The following is a 21,673-nucleotide window of genomic DNA, read 5'->3' as shown; positions in this document are numbered from 1 at the left end:
CACCATGGATCTGGATCTTGCGGGCAAGCGTGTCCTCGTGACGGGGGCGAGCCGGGGCATCGGGCTGGCGACGGTCGAGGCGTTCGTCGCCGAAGGCGCCGAAGTCGTCGCCGTGTCGCGGAAGAACACCCCTGAGCTCGAAGCCACCGGCGCGACGTTCGTGTCCGCCGACCTCCTCGACCCCGGCGCGCCGCGGCGGGTGCTCGACACCGTGCTCGCGAGCGACCCGCGCCTCGACGTGCTCGTCAACAACGCGGGCGGCGGGGACGCGTCCGACGCGGACCTCCTCGACCCCGTCGGCGGTTCCGGCGCGGCGTGGGACGACGTGCTCGCGCTGAACCTGCGCGCCGCCGTGGAGATGACGCGGGCCGCGCTGCCGGCGTTGTCGCGGGCTCGGGGAGCGATCGTGAACATCGGCTCGAGTTCGGCGCGCGATCCGCGTGGGGTGCCGCTGTCCTACGCCGCGGCCAAGGCCGGGCTGAGCGCGTTCTCCCGCGGGCTGGCGGAGAAACTGGGGGAGACGGGCGTCCGGGTCAACGTCGTCACCCCCGGCGCCACCCGGACCGCGATCCTGACGAGCCCGGACGGCTACATCGGGCGGCTGTCGGCGAGCATGGGCGTGGACCACGAGTCGTTGCTCGCGGCCATGCCGGAGCAGTCGGGAATGGTGACCGGCAAGCTGATCGAACCCGCTGAGATCGCCCGGGCGGTGCTGGTGCTGGCGTCGCCGGCGATGCCCAGCGCGGTCGGCTCCAACTGGATCGTCGACGGGGGCGTCCTCAAGACTCCGTGAAAGTCTTGCCCGGGTGAAGCGGGTAGCTCGGTCGGCGCAGCTCGAGCTCCACGCTCACGGGGCGACCGCGCCCAACGTCGAGGCGCCGGCCCGAACCCACCACGATCCGCGCGTCCGGCGCCCAAGCCCGAGCACGTCCGCGCGACGGCAACGGGCTGCGGGCGGTCTCTGCTGATCGGTCCTACGAGTCGCGTGACAAGTATTCGGTCCAGCCGCGCGCGGCCTGCAGCAGCGACTCGTGGGAAGCATCGTCGAAGGCGCGTAGCTTCAGGAAGTGCTGCGTGATCGTCAGGCCGAGGATGCCGCTCACGGTGATCAGGGCGCGTAGGTGGGCGTCGTCGCCCTCCAGTGACCTGGCGAGGTTGTCGACGCGTTCGTCGAGGTAAGCCCGCATCGTGTCGGCGGCTTCCGGCACCGTGAGCATGGACCGGACGAGTGCGCTCGTCTCCGGGGGCAGCTCGCGCAGCCGGTTGGCGAGGACCTCCAGCAGGTGCTCGGCGGCGCTCTGGGCGTCCTCGCCGGGCAGCTGGACCGCGGCGGTGAACAGGGCCGCCTTCGAGCCGTAGTGCTGCATCACCAGCGAGGCGTCCACGCCCGCCACGCCGGCGATGCCCCGGATCGTCGCGCCCTCGAAGCCGCGGGCCGCGAACTCCTGTCGGGCGGCCTCGAGGATCCGCTGTGCGGTGCGGGCGCGTTTGGCATCGCGGGACGTCTCGGTCATGAAATCACTCTACAGGCGTTGAGCGATTCGTGTACTGTCTCGCTCAACGGCGGTTGAGCGGACTGCCCGGACCGGGGAGACCTGGCGTGGCACTCATCGCGATCGAAGAACACTGGAACCTGCCCGAGCTCACCTCGGCGGTGAAGGCACTCCCGGAAGACCGCGGTGACCCGAGCGTCGTGCTCGACGAGCTGGGCGACAACCTCGAGCGCCTCGACGACCTCGGCGACGCCCGGATCGCAGCGATGGACGCCCAGGGCGTCGACCTGCAGATCCTTTCGCTGGCGCCACCCGGGACACACCCACTGGAGCCGGCGGACGCGAAGACGCTCAGCACCCGGGCCAACGACATCGCCGCCGAGGCGGTCCGGCGGCACCCCACGCGGCTGCGGGCCTTCTGCACCCTGCCGATGGCGGACCCGGAGGCCGCCACCGCCGAGCTCGAACGCGCTGCCGCTCTCGGGTTCGTCGGAGCGATGGTCTACGGGCGCACGGCCGGAACGCCACTGGACGACCCGCGCTACGACGACCTGTTCGGCACCGCCGCGGCCCTGCGGCAGCCGATCTTCCTCCACCCGCAGATTCCCTCGCGCACAGTCCGTGAAGCCGTCTACGGCGGCTTCGACCCGTTGACCGATCTGGCCTTGGCGACGTTCGGCTGGGGGTGGCACCTGGAGGCCGCGGTCGCTGCGTTGCGCCTGATCGTCCGCGGCACCTTCGATCGCCATCCCGGCCTGCAGCTCGTGCTCGGCCATTGGGGCGAACTGCTGCTGTTCTGGACCGACCGCGCCGACGGCCTCTCGAGCGTCGCGGGTCTGGACCGGAAGGTGTCGGACTACGTCCGCGCCAACATCCACATCACCAGTTCCGGAATGTTCGATCCCGCGCTGCTGCGCCATGTCCTGGCGGTCACGACGCCCGACCGGCTGCTGTTCTCGACCGATTACCCCTTCCGGCGGCCGGCCAGGACGGACATCGAGAAGTTCCTCGCCGAGTTCCCGGCCGGCGAAGACCGCGACAAGTTCACCGCGGGCAACGCCTGCGCCCTTTTCGGTATCGACCTCACATCACGGAAGGAACAGCAATGACTCTTCACGGAAATGGCTCACCCACCCGCGCGGTCGTTCTCGGCGGCGGCGGAACCGTCGGCGTCGCCTGGCAGACGGGTCTGCTCACCGGGCTGCGTGAAGCCGGTGCCGACTTGGCGGAAGCACCGGCGATCGTGGGAACGTCGGCGGGATCCCTGGTCGGTGCGATGCTCGCCGGCGGCCGTGACGTCACCGACGCGCTCGCCGTCTTGGCGGAGGTGGGGCAGAAGCTCGACTTCGACAGCTTGGGAGCAGGGTCGCAGAACTTCCTGGACGCGTCGCGCCAAGCCGTCTTCGCTGCCGATCCGCGGCAAGCGCTGCGAGCGATCGGCGCCGCGGCACGGGAAGCGTCGACCACACTCAGCGAAGACGACTACCTCGGCCTGCTCGGAACACTCGACGGTGTCGCCTGGCCCGCGGGGTTCCGCTGCACGGCGATCGACACCGGCACCGGCGAGCTTGTCGTGTGGGGCGAAGAATCCGGTGTTCCGCTGCTGCACGCGGTCGCGGCCAGTTGTGTCGTACCGATGTTGTTCCCCACCGTCACCATCGACGGAAACCGCTACATGGACGGCGGAATCGTGAACCACCTGAACGCCGCGGCGGCGCCACCGAGCGACGTTCTCGTGGTCGTGTCCTGCCTGCCGATCGAGGCCCCGGGTGGCGCGCCCGGCAGCGATCGATCCCCTTCGACGATCAAGGCGGACGCCGAAGTGGCGCAGCTGCGCCAAAACACCCGGCTGGTGGCCGTCGACCCCGACTTCGGCGACCTCGAAGCGCCGGTGAAGATGATGGATCCGGAGACCGCCGGCCGGGCGTTCCACATCGGCAGGCGTCAGGCCGAACGCGAGGCGGCAGCGATCCGGGCCGTCTGGGACTTCTGATGGTCAGCGGGATCCCGACTTGCCTGACTGTCGTTGCCCGAGAATGCCGATCAGGTCGGCTCGGCGACTGATGTCGAGCTTGCGGAAGACCTTGGTGAGGTGCTGTTCGACGGTGCTCACCGACAGGAAGAGCTTCTGGCCGATCGCCTTGTTGCTCAGTCCGTCGGCCGCCAGCCGGGCCACGCCGGCTTCCCGCGCGGTCAGCTCCCGGTGCGGATCCTCGTCGGGCTCGAGCAGGCCGGTGAGGTCGAAGCGGTCACCGCTGAGCAGCAGGTCGCGGGTGATGCCGGTGGCTTCACACCGCTGTGCGACCTCCATCGCGCGTCGCCCGGTGGTCCGTGAGCGTTTCGAGTCTCCGCGCTCGTAGTACTCGTTGCTCAGTTCGGCCAGCGCCGTCGCCAGTTCCAGCAGGTGCTCGGACCCCTGCAGGAGGCTCACCGACTGCTGCAGCAGGGCGAGCCGGTCGGCCTCCGGGTCGGCGTGGCCGGTCAGGCGCAGCGCCGCGGCGTGCACCGAGGATGCCTTGCCCCGGGCGTGCGCGATCTCGTCGTCGAACATGGCCAGCGCCTCCGACGTGCGGCCGAGAGCCAGGTACGCCTGGCCCGCGCCGGTGCGCCACGGCGCGAGTGCCGGATGGTCGACGTCCCACTCGACGGCCAGCTCCCCGCAGGCGAGGAAGTCCTGCAGCGCCGCGTGGGGCCGGCCGGTCGCCAGGGCGTGGTGGCCGCGGGCGTGCCGGTAGCCGAGACCGAACGTGGTGTCGAGCATCTCCGGCTTGGTGCGCCGGCGAAGCAGGGCGTCGGCTTCACCGAACTCGCGCAGGGCGACGCTGGCCAGCACGTGGGTGCCCAGGGGGTAGCCGAGCACCACGCCCCAGCTCCCCGGGCACATCAGGCCGAGTGCCTCGGCCGCCCGGTTCCTGGCCTCGGGCAGGTCGCCGCGGCGGAGCGCGATGTCGGCGGTCACGCCGGTCAGCACCGCCCGCAGGAGCAGCTGTTCTCGGCCGGCGAACCGGGCGAGCAGCCGGTCGCACCACGCCTGGGCCGCCGCGAGCCGGTCCGCGTGGATCAGCGTCAGCAAGGTGGACAGCAGGAGCGCGACGTCGACGCCCTGGTGCTCGAAGTCCTCGAGTACGGAGTCGGCCGCCGCCGGGTTGCCGGCACCGTCGGGCGAGCAGGCGGGACGTGACTCGGCCGGGGCGAAGTGGCGCGACCAGCTCCGGACTGCCGCGAGCGTGCCCGACAGCCGCGGATCCGCCGCGTCCCCCTCGTCCGCGATCCGGTCGAGCGTGTCGCGTACCTCGGCTGTCCTGCCGTTCCACGACAGGACGTTCAGCAGCACCCGGGTGTCCTCGGCGCTCAGGTGGCCGGCGCGGAACGCGGTCCGGAGTTCGGGCAGGTGACTCCCGGCGGCCGACGGGTTGATCTGCCACTGGGCGCGGGTCAGAGTGGCGAACGCAGCCGAGCGGACGCGCTGGTCGCCGGTCGCTCGCAGAGCGGCCTCGGCGTAGCGGATCGCGAGCTCGGGACGGTCGTCGTGCAGGACGTCCCCGGCGGCGCCGGCGAAAACCTCGGCCGGCCACGAGCCGGGCTCCACCAGCGCCTCGGCTTCGATCAGGTGTCCCGCGATCGCAGCGGCGTCGAGACCCTCGCGGCGCAGCGCCGACGCCGCCCGCAGGTGCGTGGCCGCCCGATCGGCTTCGGCCAGGCTCGTCAGCGCGGCGTCCCGGATCACCGGGTGCCGGAAGGTCCCGCCGTCCCGCAGCAACCGGACCTCGGCGAGAGTGCCGAGCGCCCGGTCGAGCGCCTCCTGGCTCAGGCCGGCGACGTCGGCCAGCAGGTGCGGCCACGTCGGGCCGAGCACCGCCAGGCCGCGCGCGGCCTGCAGCGCGGGGGCGGGGACCCGGTGGAGGCACGCGCTCACGGCGGCGGCGAACCCGGGCCCCGGCCGGGACGGGCCGGGGCCCGTCTCGCCGTCGCCGGGCCTTCGCTCGCCGAGCAGTGCGGTGACCAGGAGAGGGTTGCCGCCCGAGAGGTCGGCGTAGTCCGCCACGAGCGGGCAGCCGGCCGGCTCGCCGAGGAGTTCGGCGATGCCGGCGGTCGTGAGCATCTCGAGCGGCAGGTGCCGGACCGGCAGGTGGCGGCCGAGTTCGACGTCGAAGACGGTGTTGCCGGTGTACGGCAGCCCTGGCGCCGTGAGCACGATGAGCACCCGGGTACCGCGCAGCCGCCGGTGCAGGTAGAGCAACGTCTCCAGCGAGCGGTCGTCGGCGTGGTGGATGTCGTCCACGCACAGCAATGCGGGCTCGTCGCCCACCACGTCGGACAGCAGCGAGCAGACGTCGTCCATGTCCGGGGTGGCCGCCACGAGCTCGAACCCGGACCGGCGGCCCACGCTCCCGAAGAGCTGGCCGATCACCCCCAGCGGCCGGGACCGCTCGCCGGCCGAACCGGTCGCGGACAGGACCGGCGTCCCGCTGCCCACCTGGGTTTCGACGAACGTGTGCAGCAGGGCGGTCTTGCCGCTGCCGACCGGCCCCGACACGACAACGACACGGCTGCCGCCGCCGCTCGCGCACGCCTCGAAGGAGTCGCGCAGGGCGTCGAGGTGGCGGGTCCGTTCGGCCGGCACCATGGTGGCCATCCCCTCTCGTCGTCCCCAGAGGATCGCCGTACCGGCGCGGTGTGAAGATCAGCATCCTGACACGGATCCGCGATCGTGTACACGCACGCCCGGCGAGGACGCCGGATCGGGGGATCAGATCGTCAGCACGAGCCGCCCCGCCAGGCTGCCTGCCTCGGTCTGCCGGTGGGCTTCGGCCGCCTTGTCCAGCGGCAGGACCCCGGCGACGCGGGTGGTGAGCCGGCCGGTCGCCAGCCGGTCCAGGATCTCCCCGAGCTGGATGCCGTCCGGTGCACCGTGGACGGCCGACACGCGGATGCCGCGTTCGGGCGCGGGGACCCGGGGCTGGGACGCGGAGACGAAGCTCCCGCCCTTGCGCACACCGGGCAGCAGCGGGTCACCGAGCAGGGCCGTGTCGAAGACGCCGTCGACCCCGTCCGGAAGCAGGCGCCGGAGAGCCGCGGTGACGTCGCTCGGGGCGCCGCGCGCGACGGTGTGCCGGGCGCCGAGTGCGCGCAGTTCGTCCTGCTCGCCGGGACCGGCCAAGGCGATGACCTCGAGTCCCCGGGCGGCGGCGTGCTGGATGGCGAAGCGTCCGACGACCCCGCCCGCGCCGGTGATGAACACCGTCGCGCCGGCCGGCAGCCGGAGCAGGTCGACGGCCTGCTGGGCGGTTTGGGCGCTCAACGGCACGGATGCGGCGTCGACCAGGTCGACCCCGGCGGGGACCGGGGCGAGCCAGCTCGGGTCGGCGACGACGATCTCGGCGTAGGTGCCCCGGCCGGTGCCGAGCTCGAACCAGGGCAGGAAACCGGCGACGACGGTGCCCGCGGGCAGGCCGGGAGCGTCGTCGATCAGGGTGCCGGCGAGGTCGAAGCCCAGGACGAAGGGCGGCACCAGGGTGCCGAGCCGGCCGGCGGCCGCCCCGGACCGGATCTTCACGTCGGCCTGGTTGACCGTGGTCGCCCCCAGCCGCACCCGGACCAGGCCGGCTTCGGCCGCGGGGTCGGCGTGCTCGGTGAGCCGCAGGACTTCCGGGCCGCCGTATGCGGGGACCTCGATGACGTACATGGTGGTTCCGTTTCGGGTGGGGATCAGCTGGGTGCGGGGCGGCCGCTGAGGCAGTGGGTCCGCGGGGGCGCGCAGTGGGGGATCAGGAAGCGGTGGGCGAGGGCGCCGAGCGCCGCGCCCAGCAGCGGCGCGGTGAGGTAGGCCCACAGGTTCGCGGTGTTCCCGCTGACCAGCGCCGGCCCCAGCTGGCGCGCCGGGTTGGCCGCGCCGCCGCTGATCGGGCCGAGCAGCGCGATGATCAGCCCGACCGCCGCGGCGACGGCGTAGGGCATGGGCCGGACGTATTCGGGGTGGACGAGGAAGAAGCCGACGAGCAGCGTCACCGCGGCGAAGCTGAGCGCCTCGATCGCGAAGATCGCCGGGACGGGCAGCCCGGGCGCGGGCTGGGCCAGCCCGCCGCTGAGGGCCGCCGCGTCGAGCACCGGCCCCCACGCGAGGCGGGCCAGTGCGGTGCCGGCGAGCGCGCCGAGCAGCTGCGCCACCGCGTACGGAAGCACCGCGCGGCCGGGAAAGGCCCGCATCAGCCACAGCGCGACGCTGACGGCCGGGTTCAGGTGGGCGCCGGACCGGCGGCCTGGCGGGCTGAGGATCAGGCCCAGCAGGACGAGCGCGACCAAGCCGCCGATCACGGCCAGGGCCAGGCGCAGGTCGGCGACGTACACGGGGGAGGTCGGGTCGAGGAGCCAGCGCGTCACCGTCACCACGACGAACATCAAGACCGCCGTCAACACGCCTTCCACCGCGGCGTGACGCCACGGCACCGCACCCGGGCCCCGTCCGGCGGCCGATCCGCTCAACCCCAGGTCATTTCGCCGGTGGCGACCTTGCTGCCGAGCTCCAGGGCGACACCGAGACCGAGGTCCGGGTGGTGCCGCAGCATGGCGGCCCGCAGCGTCGCGGAGTCGGTCGCGCCGGCCAGTTCCTTGTCGAACGCGGCCAGGTAGGAGCGCGTCTCGGCGATCACCGACGCGTCGGTCGGCGCGGCCGCGGCCGCGTGGCCGGCCACCACCAGCCGCGGGTCCAGCGCTTCGACCTGGGCCAGGACCTCGTCCCACGCGGCCCGTTCGGTGGCGGTGGGGGAGTCCGCGATCCAGGCGTGCAATCCCGCCCACAGCAGCGCGCCGCCGAAGACGGCGCGGTCCTCGGGCTGCCACACGTATTCCGTGCGCCACTCCAGGTCCGGGTGGGCGCCGCGGATCTCGAAGGTGTGGCCTTCCAGCTCGAAGCGGCCCGAGCCGACCGGCGCGGGGATGACGACGTCGGAGGTCAGGTTGGTCCCGAGATGGGCCCAGGTCTCGAGTTTGTGCCGCCACGTCTGCTCGATCTTGGCCAGGGTCGCGGGGGTACAGATCACCTCGACGTCCGGGAACGCCTGCCGGACGACGGTAAGGCCGAAGTAGTAGTCGGGGTCGGCGGCGCTGACGAACACCGTCTTGAGCCGCTTGCCCGAGTCGATGACGTCGGCCAGCACCCGGTGCTGCTCGGCGAGCGTGAACTGACCGTCGATCAGGAGAGCGTCCCGTTCTCCCGTCACCAGAACCGAGGTCTTGTGCATACCGGGCTCCCCGGCGGTATGCACCTTGTAGGACAGATCGGGCGACATGAGCATCCTTTCGTGTGTCAGGCTGAGGAATGGGTTCATCCGGAGCAAGCCGGCGCCGCTGCGGTAGGTCCGCTCGGTGTCCGCTCGGTGTTCTGAACCGGCCTGTCGGCACCAAGCGGGTTCGTTCTCGGGCGGCCGGCACTTGATCTACGTCCCAGCTAAGTTGTGTCAAGACCCCTAGTGCAACCCCTAAGCGCTCCGGCCGGCCCCAGCGCTGGTGCGGCACCCGCTCTCGCGGTTCTCGCGGTCCCGGGCCACCGCGGCCTTGGCGAGGCCGAGCCTGGCCGACGCCGCAGGCGGTACGCCGGCAAGGGAGGTAGCGACGCGGGATCCGTCAGGACCTTCTTGAGCCGGTCGTGCTCGCGCTGCAGCCCCGGGAACCGGTCGAAGACCCCGGCGACGATCAGGCGGAGCGCGGTAAGCCCGGCGTCGTGGTGCCAGCCGAACGTCCCAGTGGCCAGCAGCTCGTCCTCCGGGCCGCCGAAGCGCCGGTAGTAGGCCTCGAAGATGTCCCGGAAGCGCGGCTCGTCGAGGGCCTGGCCGCGGGAGTTCGCGTGCACCAGCGCCCCGTCGAACCCGAGGTTCGCGACGGCCCGGCGCAGTTCGTCGGCCGCCGCCGAGGGCGTGGACGTCGCGAGGGCCGCGAACCCCCGGAACCGCCCGGGAAATCGGCCGGGGATCGGCAAGGGCGTGGCGGATGCTTTCCGCCACGCCCGGCCGGACGATCGGCGATGTCGTCCGGCGCGTAGCCGAGTTGGCCGCCGGTCACGGTTGGCTGTCGACCCGAAAGGCGGTCGCGTCGGGTGTCCGCGGACACCCCGAAGCTGCCGGGCACGGTGTCACCGGTGTGTCACGGCGGGCACACGGCCTTATGCCGGCATGGCCGCCGCCGGTGCGGCCGCCGGGGCTACGCCGGTGACGCCGGGGTGACGTCCGGGCCGGACCATCGGCGCGTGCGATTCGGGACCGGACCGGGGCGGGGTTGATGGCGGAGCTGTCGAGTTCACCGCGGCCGTCGCGGGGTGCGCTGGTCGCCTTCGACGTGCGCAACCCCGTCGCCGGGCTGATCGTCTTCCAGTACAACCCGGACGAGCTGTCCCGGTCGCTCACCCTGCGGACCGTTCCGGGCAACGAGGCCGATCCCAACCCGCCGATCGTGGGAGCCCCGGTCGAGGTGATCAGCCTGACCGCGGAGATCGACGCCGCGGACGCGACCGGGCCGCTGGCGGCCGGTGACGTGCACGGGCCGCTCGCCGCGCTGGAGATGCTGCTCTACCCGAAGACCGCGACCGTGCTGGGCAACCAGGCGCTCGCCGCCGCGGGGACCATCGAACTGCTGCCCACGGCGGCTCCGCTGACGCTGCTGGTGTGGGGCGCGACGCGTGTGCTGCCGGTGCGGCTCACCGCCTTCACGATCACCGAGCAGGCCTTCGACGCCGCGTTGAACCCCGTGCGTGCCCAGGTGCAGCTGAGCCTTCGGGTGCTGTCCTACAACGACCTGCCGGTCACCGATGCCGGGCACCACATCTTCCTCGCCCACCAGGTGGCCAAGGAGGCGCTCGCGACCCGGTCCGCTGTGGCGGGGGTCGCGGCGCCCGTGGTCGCCGCGGTGACGCGCGCGGTGCTGTCGTGACGGATCCAGCGAGCCGCTACCACGGAGCCGAGGTCGCGTCGCTGGAGACGGCCGACGGGCGTCCGTGCCGGTACCTGCGCCGCCGGTTCCTGCCCCAGGTCGACGACCTGCACGTCGTGGCGGAACACGTGCTGACCCGGGGCGACCGCCCCGACCTGATCAGCGCCGACCACCTCGGCGACGCCGAGCTGTTCTGGCGGTTGTGCGACGCGAACCCCGTGCTGCACCCGGACGAGCTGACCGGCGAAGACCGGATCGGCACGGCCGTGCGCATCCCGTTCCCCGTGGCCTGAGGAGGATCGGTGGCGCACGAAGTCAAAACGACCCTGACCGTCCTGTCGGGCGCGGGGGTGCCGTTGCCCGTACCCGCCGACGTCACCGCGAAGATCGAGACCGCCGAGGTGCGGCTGTCCGAGTCGGGCCGCTCCGGCTTCCAGCTCGTCGTCGCCGACGGGCGGTCCGGGATCGCGGCCGTCGCGGACTACCCGGTGCTCTCGCGCGGCCTGTTCGAACGGTTCCACCGGGTGGTGGTGGTCGTCACGGTGGCCGGGCTGCCGCACGTGCTGATCGACGGCGTGGTGACCTGCCGGGAGCTCACCGTCGACCCGCCGAAGCTCGTGGTGACGGGGGAGGACCTCGGGGTGTTGATGGACGTCGAGGAACGCAACGCGGAGTACCCCGCGCAGAGCGACGCCGTGATCGCCGCCCGCCTGCTCGCGCGGTACGGGCGCTACGGCATCGTCCCGCTGGTCGTGCCGCCTCCCTCGGCCGACGTGCCGACGCCGGTCGAGCGGGTCGCCGTGCAGACCGGCACCGATCTCGGCCACCTCACCGCGATGGCGGCCCGGCACGGGTACGTGTTCCACCTCGCCGCCGGGCCGCTTCCCCGGTCCAGCACGGCCTATTGGGGTCCCGCGGTGCCGAGCGGGGACGTCGCGCCGGCGGTGTCCTACGGCGCCGCGCCGTTCGGCAACGTCGAGAGCCTCTCGTTCCGGGTGGACGGGCTGGCGCCCGCGTCGGTCCGGGGTTTCGTCCAGGACCGGCGGACCAACCGGGCCGTGCCGGTGGTCGGGCTCGGCGGCGGCCGGCCGCCGCTGGCGGTCCGGCCGGTCCGGCTGACCAACGGCGCCGGCGCCCGCACGGTGTCCTACCGGGACAGTGGCGCGAGTGCCGCGGAGGCGCTGGCCACGGCGAACGCCCGGGCGGAGGAGTCGGCGGACGCGGTGACCGCGACCGGCAAGGTCGACAGCACCCGGTACCCGGGTGTCCTGCGGCCCCGGCAGACCGTCGGAGTGCGGGGTGTCGGCTGGCAGCACGACGGGCTGTACCGGGTCCGCGGCGTCACGCACTCGATCGCGCGGGGTTCCTACACCCAGGATTTCACGCTGACGCGCGAAGGTGTCGGTTCGACGACGGTGGTGGTGCGGCCGTGAAGACGTTCTTCGGCAAGTACCGCGGCACCGTCGTGGCCAACGTGGACCCGTTGCGGCTGGCGCGGGTCCAGGTCAGCTGCCCGGCGGTCCTGGGTGACGGCCGGATGAGCTGGGCGCTGCCGTGCGTGCCCTACGCGGGCCCGGGGGTGGGGCTCGTCGCGGTGCCGCCGGTCGGGGCCGCGATCTGGGTGGAGTTCGAGGCGGGTGACCCGGACTCGCCGATCTGGACCGGGTGCTTCTGGTCCACCGGCCAGCTGCCGCGGAGCGCCGGGCTGCCGACGGCCAAGGTGTTCCGCACCGACGGCGTGGAGGTCGTGGCCGACGACCTGCCGGGGACGGGCGGCCTGACGATCGAGGTCTCCCCGCCCGTCGTGCCCACCGCGTTGCGCTTCTCGTTGTCCGCCGGGGGGATCGAGCTGACCGCCGGCACGTCGAGCGTCGCGCTGACGCCGGCGTCGGTGTCGGTCAACAACGGTGCGCTGGAGGTGACCTGATGCCGGGGTTCCTGATCCAGGCCGGGGCGGTGGTGACCTGTTCCCACGGCGGCCCGGCACAGCCCACCGCGGTCCAGCCGCGGGTGCGGCTCGGCGGCGCGCCGGTGCTGCCCGCCACGACCGTGCACACGGTCGCGGGCTGTCCCTTCACGCTGCCGTCCGGCAACGGGCCGTGCGTCAGCGCGCAGTGGGTCGGCGCGGTCCGGGTGCGGGCCGGCGGGGTGCCCGTGTTGCTGTCCGACAGCCGGTCCGTGTGCACGCCGACCGGCACGCCGCTGGTCGTCACCGTGACCCAGCAGCGCGTCAGGGGGATGTGAGCGTGCACATCGGGTTTCCCTTCCGCGTCGACGGCCGCGGCCGGACCGCGCGGGCCGACGACGACGAGTACGTCCGCGGCCTGGTGGAACAGGTCCTGTTCACGGCGCCGGGAGAGCGGGTGAACCGCCCGGCGTTCGGCAGCGGGGTCCGCCAGCTCGTGTTCGAACCCGCGGGCGGCGAACTGGCCGACGCGTTGCGGGTGCTGCTGCGGGGCGCGCTGCAGCAGTGGCTCGCCGACCGGATCGAGGTCGAGGCGGTCGATACCGAGGTGGCGGACTCGACGTTGAGCATCCGCGTCCGGTACCGGACGCGGGCCGGCGCCGAGGCCAGAACGGTCCTGCTGACCCGGGATGTCGTGTGATGACCGGTGTTCCGGTACCAGTCGACTACTTCGCCCGCGACTACACCGGGCTGCGGCGCCTGCTGCTCGACCAGCTGGCGGCCGCTCTGCCCGACCGGCGGGACGACAGCCCGGCGGACCTGAGCGTCGTCCTCACGGAGTTGTTCGCCTACCTCGGCGACCACCTCGCCTACGCGCAGGACTCGGCGGCGACGGAGGCGTACCTGGGGACGGCCCGGTTCCGCGAGTCGGTGCGACGGCACGCCCGGTTGCTCGACTACCCGCTGCACGAGGGCGCCGCCGCGCGGACCTGGCTCGTCGTGACGGGCGAGGACGTGACGACCCTCGACGCCGGTCTCGAGGTGTCGACGCCCGGTGGGGAGAGCGTCTTCCACACGGTGCACCCGGTCACGGTCCGCCCGTCCCGCAACACCATCGAGGTGGACACCCGCGACGCCGAGCGCGCCGAGCTGGCCGCGGGGGCCACCAGCGCCCGGCTGGCCGGCGCACCGGCCGACCTCGCGTTGCGCGCCGGAGATGTGCTCGTGTTCGAGGACGCGGGGGCCGCCCGCAGCTGTGTCGTCCGGCTGACCGAGGACCCGGTCGTGCGCCACGATCCCGACTCGGTCACCGTCACCTGGCACGCGCAGGACGCCCCGCGCGCCCCGCTTCGGCTCTGGCGGCTCCCGACCGCCGACGGCGGGCTCGAACCCACCACGGTCGTGCGCGGCAACGTGGTGCTGGCCGAGCACGGCCGGCTGGTCGCCGGGGAACCCGTCGCCCCGGCGACGGTGCCTGCCGACGGCCCGTTCCGGCCCCGGCTCGCCCGGCCGGGACTCGCCTACGCGGTGCCCTACGAGCACTCCGACGCCGTCGGGCGGCCGGCGACGGACGCCCTGGTCATCGACCCCACGCTGGCCGTGCCCGCGATGGTGGCGCTGCACGACGAAGTGAGCGCGTGGCAGGTGCGTGCGGACCTCGTCGGCAGCGGCCGGTCCGCAGCGGACTACGTCGTCGAGAAGGCCGAGGACGGCACCGCGCGGCTCCGGTTCGGCGACGGCCGGGAGGGCCGCGCACCCGTGCCGGGAACGGTGCTGCGGGCGTCCTACCGCATCGGCGGCGGCCCGGACGGCAACGTGGGCACGGGAGCCGTCACCGAGCTGGTGACGCCGGTCGCGGGGGTGCGGGTGCGCAACTGCGTCCCGGCCGTCGGTGGTGCGGCGGCCCAGCCGACCGAGCAGGCCAGGCTGCTCGCGCCGCACGGCTCGCACGTCCTCGCGAGAGCCGTGACCGAGGCCGACCACTCGGAGATCGCGATGCGCCACCCCTCGGTCGGGCGCGCGTGGTCGGTCCGGCGCTGGACGGGGTCCTGGCACACGGTGACGACGGTGATCGACCCGCCGGCGGGCGTCGTGCCCGACCTGGCGCGGATCGCCGGCTTCATCGCACGGCACGCCGTCGCGGGCGAGGACGTGCGGGTGGTGGCCGCGGTCGCCGTCCCGCTCGACATCCGGCTGACCGTGTACCCGCGCCCCTCGGCCGCGCCCGCCGAGGTGCTGGCCGGCCTGCGCGATGCGTTCACGGCCGGGCTGACCCGGGACGGCCGTCCCGGGTTCTTCCACCCGGACGCCTTCTCCTTCGCCGGCCCCGTCCACCTGAGCCGGGTGGTGGCCGCGGCGATGGCGGTACCCGGCGTCCGGTGGGTCGACACCGGCGACGATCCGGCCATCGGCAACCGGTTCCACCGGTGGGGCCGGCGGGCCGAAGGGGAACTCGCCGCCGGCACCATCGTCCTCGGCGAGTACGAGGTGGTCAGCTGCGTGAGCGATCCGGACCGGCCCGGGCTCGGCGCGATCGACTTCGTGCTGGGGTCGGCCCGGTGACGCGGGACGTCGTCGTCCGCCGGTGCCTCGACGCGCTGCGGACCGGCTTGCCGGAGCTGGCGGTGGACAACCCGGACGACCCGGCGGTGGCCCTCGTCGGCGCCTGGGCCACCGTGGTCGACATGCTCGACTTCTACCGCGACCGGATCGCGGCGGAGGGGTACGTCGCGACCGCGGTCGAGGAACGGTCGGCGCTGGAGCTGGGCCGCGCGGTCGGGGCCGAACCGGTCCCCGCGATCGGCGCGTCGGTGCTGCTGTCGTTCACCGCGGGACAGGTGCCCGAGGTGGTCGTGGCGGCCGGCACGGCCGTGCACAGCATTCCCGGGCCGGACGGGACGACGCAGGTCTTCGAGACGGCCGCCGAGCTGCGGGCCCGGCCGGAGCGGAACTCGGTCCCGTTGCGGCAACGGCGGCCGCAGCGGCCGAGCGGGGTGGTGACCGGCCTGCGGGTCCGGGAAACCACGCTGCGCGCCGGTGACTTCGTCCTCGTCCGCGTCGGCTCGTCGGCGTACCCGCGGGTGCTCTCCGGTGTCCACACCGGACAGCCGGAGCCCGGGGTGACGACTCTCGGCTGGGTCGAGCCGGTCACGGTGCCGGCGGACGCCGGCGTCGAGGTGCACGTCTTCCGCGTGCGCACCGCACTCTTCGGGCACAACGCACCCGACTGGACGGCGATGCCGGCCGCCGTCAAGTCGGACTACGGGGGCGCCGACGCCGCCGACTGGCCGGGTCTCGACGTCGTGGCGTCCACCGACCCGGCTGACGACGGGCCGGCCGTGGAGCTGGCCGGCGACCACCCGTCGATCGGCGTCGGGTCGTGGCTGCTGCTGCGCGCGCCGGGCAAGACGGACGTCCTGCGGAAAGTGCTGGCCGTCCGGACGAGCGCCGCGGCGGGCTTCGCCGTCAGCGGCCCGGTCACCCAGGCGGTGATCGAGGGCGGGGCGGACCCGTTCGACGGCTTCACCCGCCGCACGACCACCGCGCTGGCGCAGAGCGAACAGCTCACCCTCGCCGACGAACCGGACACCGCCGAGATCGCCGGGCCCGTGCTGGATCTCGCGGAGCCGGTGCCGTTCACCCCGGGGGCACCGGTGATCGTCGTCGGCCGCGACACCGGGGGTGAACTCCTAGCCCAGCACGGGATCGTCGCGGCCGCGACGGGATCGACGCTGGCGCTGACCGCGCCCCTGGCGTCCGGGATCGTCCAGGCGTCCGGGACCGTGCTGGGCAACGTGGTCGCGGCGACCGCCGGCGAGACCGTGGCCGAGGTGCTCGGCAGCGGCGACGGATCCGCCACCCACCAGCGGTTCCCGGTCCGGCGAGCGGTGGTCGGGCACGTGCCCGCCGCCACCGGCGACGGCTTCCGGTCGACACTCGACGTGCGGGTGGACGACGTGTCCTGGGCCCAGGTACCCGAGATGCTGTCGGCCGGCCCCGCAGACCGGGTGTTCCGCGTGCGGGTGGAAGCCGACGGGACCGCGGTGGTGTGGTTCGGGGACGGCGTGCACGGCGCCCGCCTCACCACGGGAACCGGGAACGTCGTGGCGGTCTACCGGACGGCGGCGGGGCGCGCCGCGAACGTCGGGGCCGGCACGCTGCGCCTGCTGCCGATCAGCCCGCTCGGCGTCACCGGGGTGGACAACCCGGTGCCCGCCACCGGTGGCACCGACCGCCGTCCCGTGGACCTCGCGCGGATCCCTTACGCCGCAGGCGTTCTGGACCGGGTCGTGTCGCCGGCCGACCACTTGGCCTTCGCGCTCGCGTTCGCCGGCGTGCGCACGGCGGCGCTGACCGTGTTCGGCAAGGGCACCCGCCCGGTCGTGCACCTCGACGTCGTTCCGGTCGGTGGTGCCGGCCGGGTCGTGGACGACCTGCGGGCCGCGCTGCGGGCCGTCCGGTCGCCGGAGGGCGACCTGGACGTCCAGCAGTGCCAGGAGGTGGAGTTCGAGGTGTCGCTCGAAATCGTGCTCGAGAAGCCCGGTGACACCCGGGTCACGACGGCGGTTTCGTCGGCGGTGCGGGACACGTTCGGTGCGGATGGCCGCGCGATCGCCGAGCCGGTCGCGCTCTCGCAGATCGTGGCCGTCGCGCAGCGGGTGCCGGGCGTCGCGGCGGTCCGGCCCACCGCGCTGCACCGGCACGGCGCCGCGGTGGCCGTGGCCCAGGTGCTCGACGCGCTGCCCGCCCGGCTCGGCTTGTCCGGTGTGGTCGCGGCGCAGCTGCTCGTGGTCCACGAGATCGTGGTGCGGGAGGTGCCCGGATGACCGGCAACCCGATGTACGACCTGCTCCCGCAGTACGTCCGGACCCGCGACGCGGACCTGGGCCACCCGCTGCGGTCGCTGCTCGCGCCCCTGGAGGACGAGTACCGGCGGGTCCGTCACGACGTCGACCGCCTCTACGACGACTGGTTCGTCGAGACGTGCCGGGCCGAGGTGCTCCCGCTGCTGCTGGACCTCGCCGGCGGCCGGACCCTCACCGGTGCGCCGTCGCGGGCGCTGGTCGCGCACAGCGTCCACACCGGCCGGATCAAGGGCACGGCCGAAGGTCTGCGCGGGATGGCCGCCGACGTCACCGGCCGGCCGGCGGCCGTGGTGGAGTACTTCGCCCGCCTGCGCGTCACCCAGCACGTCGACAACGTCCGGCCCGGCCGCCTCGCGCTCCCGGACCTGCGGGACACGGCCGGCCTGGCCCGCCTGGGCACCGCGCAAGACGAGGTGGCGCGCGGCGCCGACGTTCGCGACATGACCGGCGGGGTGGCCCGCCACAACGTCGCGAACATCGGGGTGTACCTGTGGCGGCTGGACAGCTACCCGTACCGCGGTGTGCACGCCCGCGCGGTGGACGGCGGACGCGGCCGGTGGACGTTCGACCCGGCGGGCCGGGACACGCCGCTGTTCACCCCGGAGGCGCGGCCGCTCACCCGGCTGGACCTGCATTCGGCGCTCGCCGGCGGTGCCGCCGGACCGGCGGTGGCGGTCGTCGTGGACGGCACCTCGGTGCCATTGTGCGCCGCCGACCTGAGCGCGTGGGACCAGCCCGCGGACGGGCAGGTGGCCGTGGACCCGGAGCTGGGCCGCCTCACGGTCGGCCGTCGTGCCGGGGCGCCGCTCGTCGAGGTCGCCTACCACGCGGGTGCGCCCGGCGACCTCGGCGCGCACTCGTACTACCGCGGCCCGGCCCTCGCGGGTGCCCTCGCCGCCGCGGACTTCCCGAGCCCGTCCGCCGCGGACTGGCGGGCGGTGGTGCGGCAGCGGTCCGGCTCGTTCACCAGCGTCGCCGACGCGGCGGCGGCGTGGAGCTCGTTGCCCGCCGACCCCGCCGGCCGCTTCGGGGTGATCGTCGTCGCCGACAGCGCCACCTACTCCGAGGACCTGGACCTGCGGCTGCGTCCCGGCGAGCGGCTGCTCGTCGTCGCCGCGGCGACGACCGCGGCCGGCGTACTGGTCCCGGTGGGCGTCCGGCCGCACTTCGCCGGCGGCGTCCGCGTCCGGACCCGGCCGGGTCGCGCGCCGGTGCCGACCGGGCTGGTCCTCGACGGCCTCTCGATCGAGCGCGGGGTGCGGGCGGACGACGGCCTCCCCGACACGCTGGTGGTGTCCGGCTGCACGGTGCTGGGTGGCCTGGGGGCGGAGACGGTGACGTCACCGGCGGCGCACACCTGCCGGCTGCTGCGCTCGGTCGTCGAGAGCGTCGAGCTGCCCGGCCGGCGGGTCGTGGCCCAGGACAGCGTCGTGTACGCGCGGGGGAAGGCCGTGGTGGCGGACGACCTCGAGCTGGTCGCGTGCACGGTGCTCGGTGACGTGGCGGCGCGGACGGTGTCCGCCACCGACTCGATCCTGACCGGCGCGGTGACCGCCACCGACGGCAGCCAGGCCCGGCACAGCCACCTCGGCTCCGGTGTCGGGCAACCGGTGTTCGACTCGGTCGACCCGGCGCATCCCGCGTTCTGCCGGCTGTCCCCGGGGTGCCCGCCGGAGATCACGACGGGTGCCGGTGACCAAGGGGAGATGGGCGCGCACCACCACCTCGGCCAGGGCCGGCGGCTCGCCGAGCTGGCGTTCCAGCTCGACGGGCACCTGCGGCCGGGTCTGGTCGCCGGCACGTGCTTCGCCACCTGAACCGGCTCACGACCGCACAGACATGGGGAAAGGCAGGACATGAAGGGCGATTTCACCCGCCGGACGTTCCGCAGGGCCGACCGGTACCGCGGGGTGCTGCTGCAGCAGGGCAGGGTGGCGCTCGACGCCGACTGGAACGAGCAGCACGAGATCCAGCGCTACCACGACGAGCTGACCGCGCGGGACGCGATCGGCCCCCACGGCGCTCCGGTCGACACGGCCGGTTTCCGGATCACCGACGCCGACGGCGAGGAGCCGCGCGAGTGCTCGTGGGACCGCCTGACCGTCTCGCAGGGCCGGTACTACGTGCAGGGCGTCCTGTGCGAGAACGACCTGCCCCTGCCGCTCTCGGAGCAGCCCGACCTGCCCGGCGTGGCCGAACCCCTCGAGGACGGCCGGTACGTGGTCTACCTCGACGTGTGGGCGGAGCACGTCACCGCGCTGGAGGACCCGCGGCTGCTGGAGGTCGCGCTCGGCGGAGCCGACACGGCGACCCGTGCGCGCACCGTGTGGCAGGTGCGGGTCCAGTGGCTGCCCGACCACCACACCGTGGCCGGGGACGTCGCCCCGCCGTGGACCCCGGCGTACACCGGAACCCCGCGTGGCCTGCGGGCCAAAGCCGTCGCCGACCCGGATGCGCCCGCCGGGCTGGTGCCGTCGTCGGCCGCCTACCGGGGGCTGCGCAACCAGCTCTACCGCGTGGAGATCCGCGACGGCGGCGACCGGCCCACGTTCGTGTGGTCCCGGGACAACGGGTCCGTCACCGCACGGGTCGCCGAACTCGCTTCGGACACCGGGGGCGGCGACCTCCGGGTGCGGATCGACGCGCCGCCGCGGGACGCGGTGTCGGGGTTCCCGGCCGGCTGCTGGGTCGAGCTGGTGGACCGGGACAGGAGCCGGCGCGGCGAACCGGGGTTCCTCGGCCGGGTGTCGGGTTCGGCGGACGTCGACCTGACCGTCGGCGGCTGGGACGGACCGGCCCCCCGGCCGCTCGACCTGGTGGATCCCGTGATCCTGCGCCGGTGGGACAGCGACGGCGCGGTGCCGGTCGCGGACGGGTGGCTCGAGCTCGAGCACGGGCTCTCCGTCCAGTTCTCCGGTGGGCTGGCGACCTGCGGGGACCACTGGCTCATCCCGGCCCGCACGGCGCTGACGGCCGGCTCACCGGCGGGCGCCGGCGTCCAATGGCCGGCGGCCGAGGACGAGCCGGTGTTCCTCCCGCCGGACGGCATCATCCACCAGTACGCCGCGATCGCGCTGCTCGACCTGCGCGAGAAGAAGTGGACGCGGATGGCCGACTGCCGCGCCACCTTCGCGCCGCTGGCCCAGGCCAGAGCCGATCCCGCGAGTCAGGCCGCCCCGGGCCTACACGTGGAACGGGTGGCGTTGCGCCGGACCGGGAGCAAGGTGGAGAACGACCAGCGGGTCACGCCGGCGGAGTTGCTGACCGGCCTGACCGTCGAGTTCGACGGCGCCCCGGTGCCGCTCGGTGGTCCCGGCCGGCCGCCTCTGACCGTGACGATCGACCTGCCCTACTCCGAGGCCGAGGGCATCTCCGACGGCGATGCCCGGCGGGTGCTCGGTACCCGGCCGCTCCTGCTGGACGCGATCGTCGAGGCCGACCGGGCGTCGCTGGTGTGGATTCCCGGCGACGTGGTGTCCGACAGCCTGGCCAACCTGGTCAGCGTGCTGCACGAACGGGGCGTCGAACGGCTGCTGTGCACGCTGCGGATCGACGGGAGGTCGGTCGTGGACAGTGACCACCCCACCCGGATGCTCAACGGCCTGGCGATCCACCGTGCCCGCGAGGACGGCACGGTCGAGCAGCTCCTGCCCACCGTCGACGACGTGCGCGGCGCGGACTTCAGCACCTGGTTCTGGCTCGACATCGAGCCGGAGCCGGGCAAGTTCGACAGCGCCAAGTTCGACGCCAACGTCTTCGGCTGACCCGTCTTCGGCCGATCGTGTTCTGAGGAGAAACCCTGATGTCGTTGGATGACAAACGTGCCGGCGAGCTGATCCGCGCGGAGGACTGGAACGAGCTCGTCGCCGTGGTGAAGGATCTGCAGGCCGAGAACACGGCGTTGCGGGCGCGGGCCGACCAGTTGCAGGCCGGGAAGCTGGGTCTCGCCGAGGGCGGCCGGGTCACCGGTCTGCTCGAGGCGACGGTGTTCCGGGCCGACGCGGTGCGCAGCTCCGGCCTCGGGGCCGAGTTCGTCCGGCCGGTCGGCAGCACGTGGGAGCACTCGACGAACCAGTCCACCTGGCAGACGCTGGTCACCAAGCAGGTCGGGGTGTCCCGCACGACGACGTTCCTGCTGATCGGGCACGGCTCGGGGAAGGCCGAGGACGGGACGCATCCGCTGGAAGTCGGCATCTTCAAGGACTCGCAGTGGCAGGGCACGGAGAGCGTCACCGGCGCGTCCGACGTGGCCTGGGGCATGGGCTACTCGGGACCCAGCACGGACTCGCTGCGCCACGCCGGCCAGATCGTGGCCATGGCACTGTGCCGGGTCGAGCCCGGCGCACCGGTGTTCCAGCTGCGCTACCGCGCGAGGACCGGCCAGAAGCTGGTCACGGTGTACGGCCCGTCCCTTTGGATCATCCGCCTGGGTGACCCCACGCCTCAGTAGGTGAGTTTCTCGAAGCAGGTGAGGGCTGCCGAGAGGG

General features: G+C 73.7%; 20 protein-coding genes. 14 read left to right on the top strand and 6 right to left on the bottom strand.

What is annotated here, in order from left to right; translation table 11 throughout:
* Positions 1 to 4: 4 nt before the first annotated feature.
* A complete protein-coding gene (locus OHS18_RS12130) occupies positions 5 to 793 on the top strand; it encodes an SDR family NAD(P)-dependent oxidoreductase (protein WP_328617060.1) in 789 nt (262 codons plus the stop codon).
* Between the two features lie 181 nt (positions 794 to 974).
* On the opposite strand, the gene OHS18_RS12125 is transcribed toward OHS18_RS12130, so the two are convergent.
* Positions 975 to 1,514 carry a TetR/AcrR family transcriptional regulator gene (locus OHS18_RS12125; RefSeq protein ID WP_328617059.1) on the bottom strand — a complete coding sequence of 180 codons (540 nt, stop codon included), beginning with the start codon at positions 1,512 to 1,514 and terminating at the stop codon, positions 975 to 977.
* Between the two features lie 86 nt (positions 1,515 to 1,600).
* Here OHS18_RS12125 and OHS18_RS12120 point away from each other — a divergent pair, with 86 nt between their 5' ends.
* Both OHS18_RS12120 and OHS18_RS12115 read left to right on the top strand, forming a co-directional pair.
* Entirely contained in the window at positions 1,601 to 2,602 is a 1,002-nt protein-coding gene (locus tag OHS18_RS12120; protein ID WP_328452966.1) for an amidohydrolase family protein, read from the top strand.
* The gene (locus OHS18_RS12115; RefSeq protein WP_328617058.1) at positions 2,599 to 3,486 is read left to right on the top strand and encodes a patatin-like phospholipase family protein; all 888 of its coding nucleotides are present in this window, start codon (positions 2,599 to 2,601) and stop codon (positions 3,484 to 3,486) included. The genes OHS18_RS12120 and OHS18_RS12115 overlap by 4 nt, the downstream gene beginning before the upstream one ends.
* A 3-nt stretch (positions 3,487 to 3,489) precedes the next feature.
* Here the strand turns inward: OHS18_RS12115 and OHS18_RS12110 are convergent, their stop codons facing one another.
* The 5 genes from OHS18_RS12110 to OHS18_RS12090 all read right to left on the bottom strand — a co-directional run bounded on the left by OHS18_RS12110 (position 3,490) and on the right by OHS18_RS12090 (position 9,468).
* Positions 3,490 to 6,129 (bottom strand): helix-turn-helix transcriptional regulator, encoded by a 2,640-nt coding sequence (locus OHS18_RS12110; RefSeq protein ID WP_328617057.1) that lies wholly within the window; start codon positions 6,127 to 6,129, stop codon positions 3,490 to 3,492.
* A gap of 114 nt (positions 6,130 to 6,243) precedes the next feature.
* Complete coding sequence (locus OHS18_RS12105) at positions 6,244 to 7,179, bottom strand: NADP-dependent oxidoreductase (RefSeq protein ID WP_328617056.1); 936 nt, start codon at positions 7,177 to 7,179, stop codon at positions 6,244 to 6,246.
* A gap of 23 nt (positions 7,180 to 7,202) precedes the next feature.
* Entirely contained in the window at positions 7,203 to 7,940 is a 738-nt protein-coding gene (locus OHS18_RS12100; RefSeq protein ID WP_328617055.1) for an MIP/aquaporin family protein, read from the bottom strand.
* A gap of 32 nt (positions 7,941 to 7,972) precedes the next feature.
* Positions 7,973 to 8,782, bottom strand: coding sequence for an MBL fold metallo-hydrolase (locus tag OHS18_RS12095; RefSeq protein ID WP_328617054.1), 810 nt, complete (start codon positions 8,780 to 8,782; stop codon positions 7,973 to 7,975).
* 158 nt (positions 8,783 to 8,940) lie between these two features.
* On the bottom strand, positions 8,941 to 9,468 hold the full coding sequence (locus OHS18_RS12090) for an amidohydrolase family protein (protein ID WP_328617053.1): 528 nt from the start codon (positions 9,466 to 9,468) through the stop codon (positions 8,941 to 8,943).
* A gap of 299 nt (positions 9,469 to 9,767) precedes the next feature.
* On the opposite strand from OHS18_RS12090, the gene OHS18_RS12085 reads away from it, so the two are divergent.
* From OHS18_RS12085 to OHS18_RS12035, 11 genes are read left to right on the top strand one after another with little or no spacing between them, the layout of a single operon-like run.
* Positions 9,768 to 10,415 carry a hypothetical protein gene (locus tag OHS18_RS12085; protein WP_328452979.1) on the top strand — a complete coding sequence of 216 codons (648 nt, stop codon included), beginning with the start codon at positions 9,768 to 9,770 and terminating at the stop codon, positions 10,413 to 10,415.
* Positions 10,412 to 10,708, top strand: coding sequence for a LysM domain-containing protein (locus OHS18_RS12080; protein WP_328452981.1), 297 nt, complete (start codon positions 10,412 to 10,414; stop codon positions 10,706 to 10,708). Before OHS18_RS12085 ends, OHS18_RS12080 begins: the two co-directional genes overlap by 4 nt.
* Before the next feature lie 9 nt (positions 10,709 to 10,717).
* Positions 10,718 to 11,848 (top strand): hypothetical protein, encoded by a 1,131-nt coding sequence (locus OHS18_RS12075; protein WP_328617052.1) that lies wholly within the window; start codon positions 10,718 to 10,720, stop codon positions 11,846 to 11,848.
* Positions 11,845 to 12,342: a phage baseplate assembly protein V gene (locus tag OHS18_RS12070; RefSeq protein ID WP_328452985.1), complete on the top strand. Its 498-nt coding sequence runs from the start codon at positions 11,845 to 11,847 to the stop codon at positions 12,340 to 12,342. The genes OHS18_RS12075 and OHS18_RS12070 overlap by 4 nt, the downstream gene beginning before the upstream one ends.
* Positions 12,342 to 12,659: a hypothetical protein gene (locus OHS18_RS12065; protein ID WP_328617051.1), complete on the top strand. Its 318-nt coding sequence runs from the start codon at positions 12,342 to 12,344 to the stop codon at positions 12,657 to 12,659. Before OHS18_RS12070 ends, OHS18_RS12065 begins: the two co-directional genes overlap by 1 nt.
* A gap of 2 nt (positions 12,660 to 12,661) precedes the next feature.
* Entirely contained in the window at positions 12,662 to 13,021 is a 360-nt protein-coding gene (locus tag OHS18_RS12060) for a GPW/gp25 family protein (RefSeq protein WP_328617050.1), read from the top strand.
* Positions 13,021 to 14,883, top strand: coding sequence for a baseplate J/gp47 family protein (locus OHS18_RS12055; RefSeq protein WP_328617049.1), 1,863 nt, complete (start codon positions 13,021 to 13,023; stop codon positions 14,881 to 14,883). The genes OHS18_RS12060 and OHS18_RS12055 overlap by 1 nt, the downstream gene beginning before the upstream one ends.
* Positions 14,880 to 17,147: a hypothetical protein gene (locus OHS18_RS12050; RefSeq protein WP_328617048.1), complete on the top strand. Its 2,268-nt coding sequence runs from the start codon at positions 14,880 to 14,882 to the stop codon at positions 17,145 to 17,147. Before OHS18_RS12055 ends, OHS18_RS12050 begins: the two co-directional genes overlap by 4 nt.
* Entirely contained in the window at positions 17,144 to 19,003 is a 1,860-nt protein-coding gene (locus OHS18_RS12045; RefSeq protein ID WP_328617047.1) for a hypothetical protein, read from the top strand. Before OHS18_RS12050 ends, OHS18_RS12045 begins: the two co-directional genes overlap by 4 nt.
* A 39-nt stretch (positions 19,004 to 19,042) precedes the next feature.
* On the top strand, positions 19,043 to 20,950 hold the full coding sequence (locus OHS18_RS12040) for a DUF6519 domain-containing protein (RefSeq protein ID WP_328617046.1): 1,908 nt from the start codon (positions 19,043 to 19,045) through the stop codon (positions 20,948 to 20,950).
* Positions 20,951 to 20,988: 38 nt separating this feature from the next.
* Positions 20,989 to 21,636, top strand: a complete 648-nt coding sequence (locus tag OHS18_RS12035; protein WP_328452999.1) for a hypothetical protein — start codon at positions 20,989 to 20,991, stop codon at positions 21,634 to 21,636.
* Positions 21,637 to 21,673 lie beyond the last annotated feature (37 nt).

The organism is Amycolatopsis sp. NBC_00355 (genome assembly GCF_036104975.1).
Taxonomy (GTDB): Bacteria; Actinomycetota; Actinomycetes; order Mycobacteriales; family Pseudonocardiaceae; genus Amycolatopsis.
This window is presented reverse-complemented; position numbering and strand designations above follow the sequence as displayed.

What these genes read in the sequence shown, in the direction of transcription:
- OHS18_RS12130 (WP_328617060.1), top strand. Translation starts at nt 5, where the DNA reads ATGGATCTGGATCTTGCGGGCAAGCGTGTCCTCGTGACGGGGGCGAGC.
- OHS18_RS12125 (WP_328617059.1), bottom strand. Translation starts at nt 1,514, where the DNA reads ATGACCGAGACGTCCCGCGATGCCAAACGCGCCCGCACCGCACAGCGG.
- OHS18_RS12115 (WP_328617058.1), top strand. Translation starts at nt 2,599, where the DNA reads ATGACTCTTCACGGAAATGGCTCACCCACCCGCGCGGTCGTTCTCGGC.
- OHS18_RS12110 (WP_328617057.1), bottom strand. Translation starts at nt 6,129, where the DNA reads ATGGCCACCATGGTGCCGGCCGAACGGACCCGCCACCTCGACGCCCTG.
- OHS18_RS12105 (WP_328617056.1), bottom strand. Translation starts at nt 7,179, where the DNA reads ATGTACGTCATCGAGGTCCCCGCATACGGCGGCCCGGAAGTCCTGCGG.
- OHS18_RS12095 (WP_328617054.1), bottom strand. Translation starts at nt 8,782, where the DNA reads ATGTCGCCCGATCTGTCCTACAAGGTGCATACCGCCGGGGAGCCCGGT.
- OHS18_RS12085 (WP_328452979.1), top strand. Translation starts at nt 9,768, where the DNA reads ATGGCGGAGCTGTCGAGTTCACCGCGGCCGTCGCGGGGTGCGCTGGTC.
- OHS18_RS12065 (WP_328617051.1), top strand. Translation starts at nt 12,342, where the DNA reads ATGCCGGGGTTCCTGATCCAGGCCGGGGCGGTGGTGACCTGTTCCCAC.
- OHS18_RS12055 (WP_328617049.1), top strand. Translation starts at nt 13,021, where the DNA reads ATGACCGGTGTTCCGGTACCAGTCGACTACTTCGCCCGCGACTACACC.
- OHS18_RS12045 (WP_328617047.1), top strand. Translation starts at nt 17,144, where the DNA reads ATGACCGGCAACCCGATGTACGACCTGCTCCCGCAGTACGTCCGGACC.
- OHS18_RS12040 (WP_328617046.1), top strand. Translation starts at nt 19,043, where the DNA reads ATGAAGGGCGATTTCACCCGCCGGACGTTCCGCAGGGCCGACCGGTAC.
- OHS18_RS12035 (WP_328452999.1), top strand. Translation starts at nt 20,989, where the DNA reads ATGTCGTTGGATGACAAACGTGCCGGCGAGCTGATCCGCGCGGAGGAC.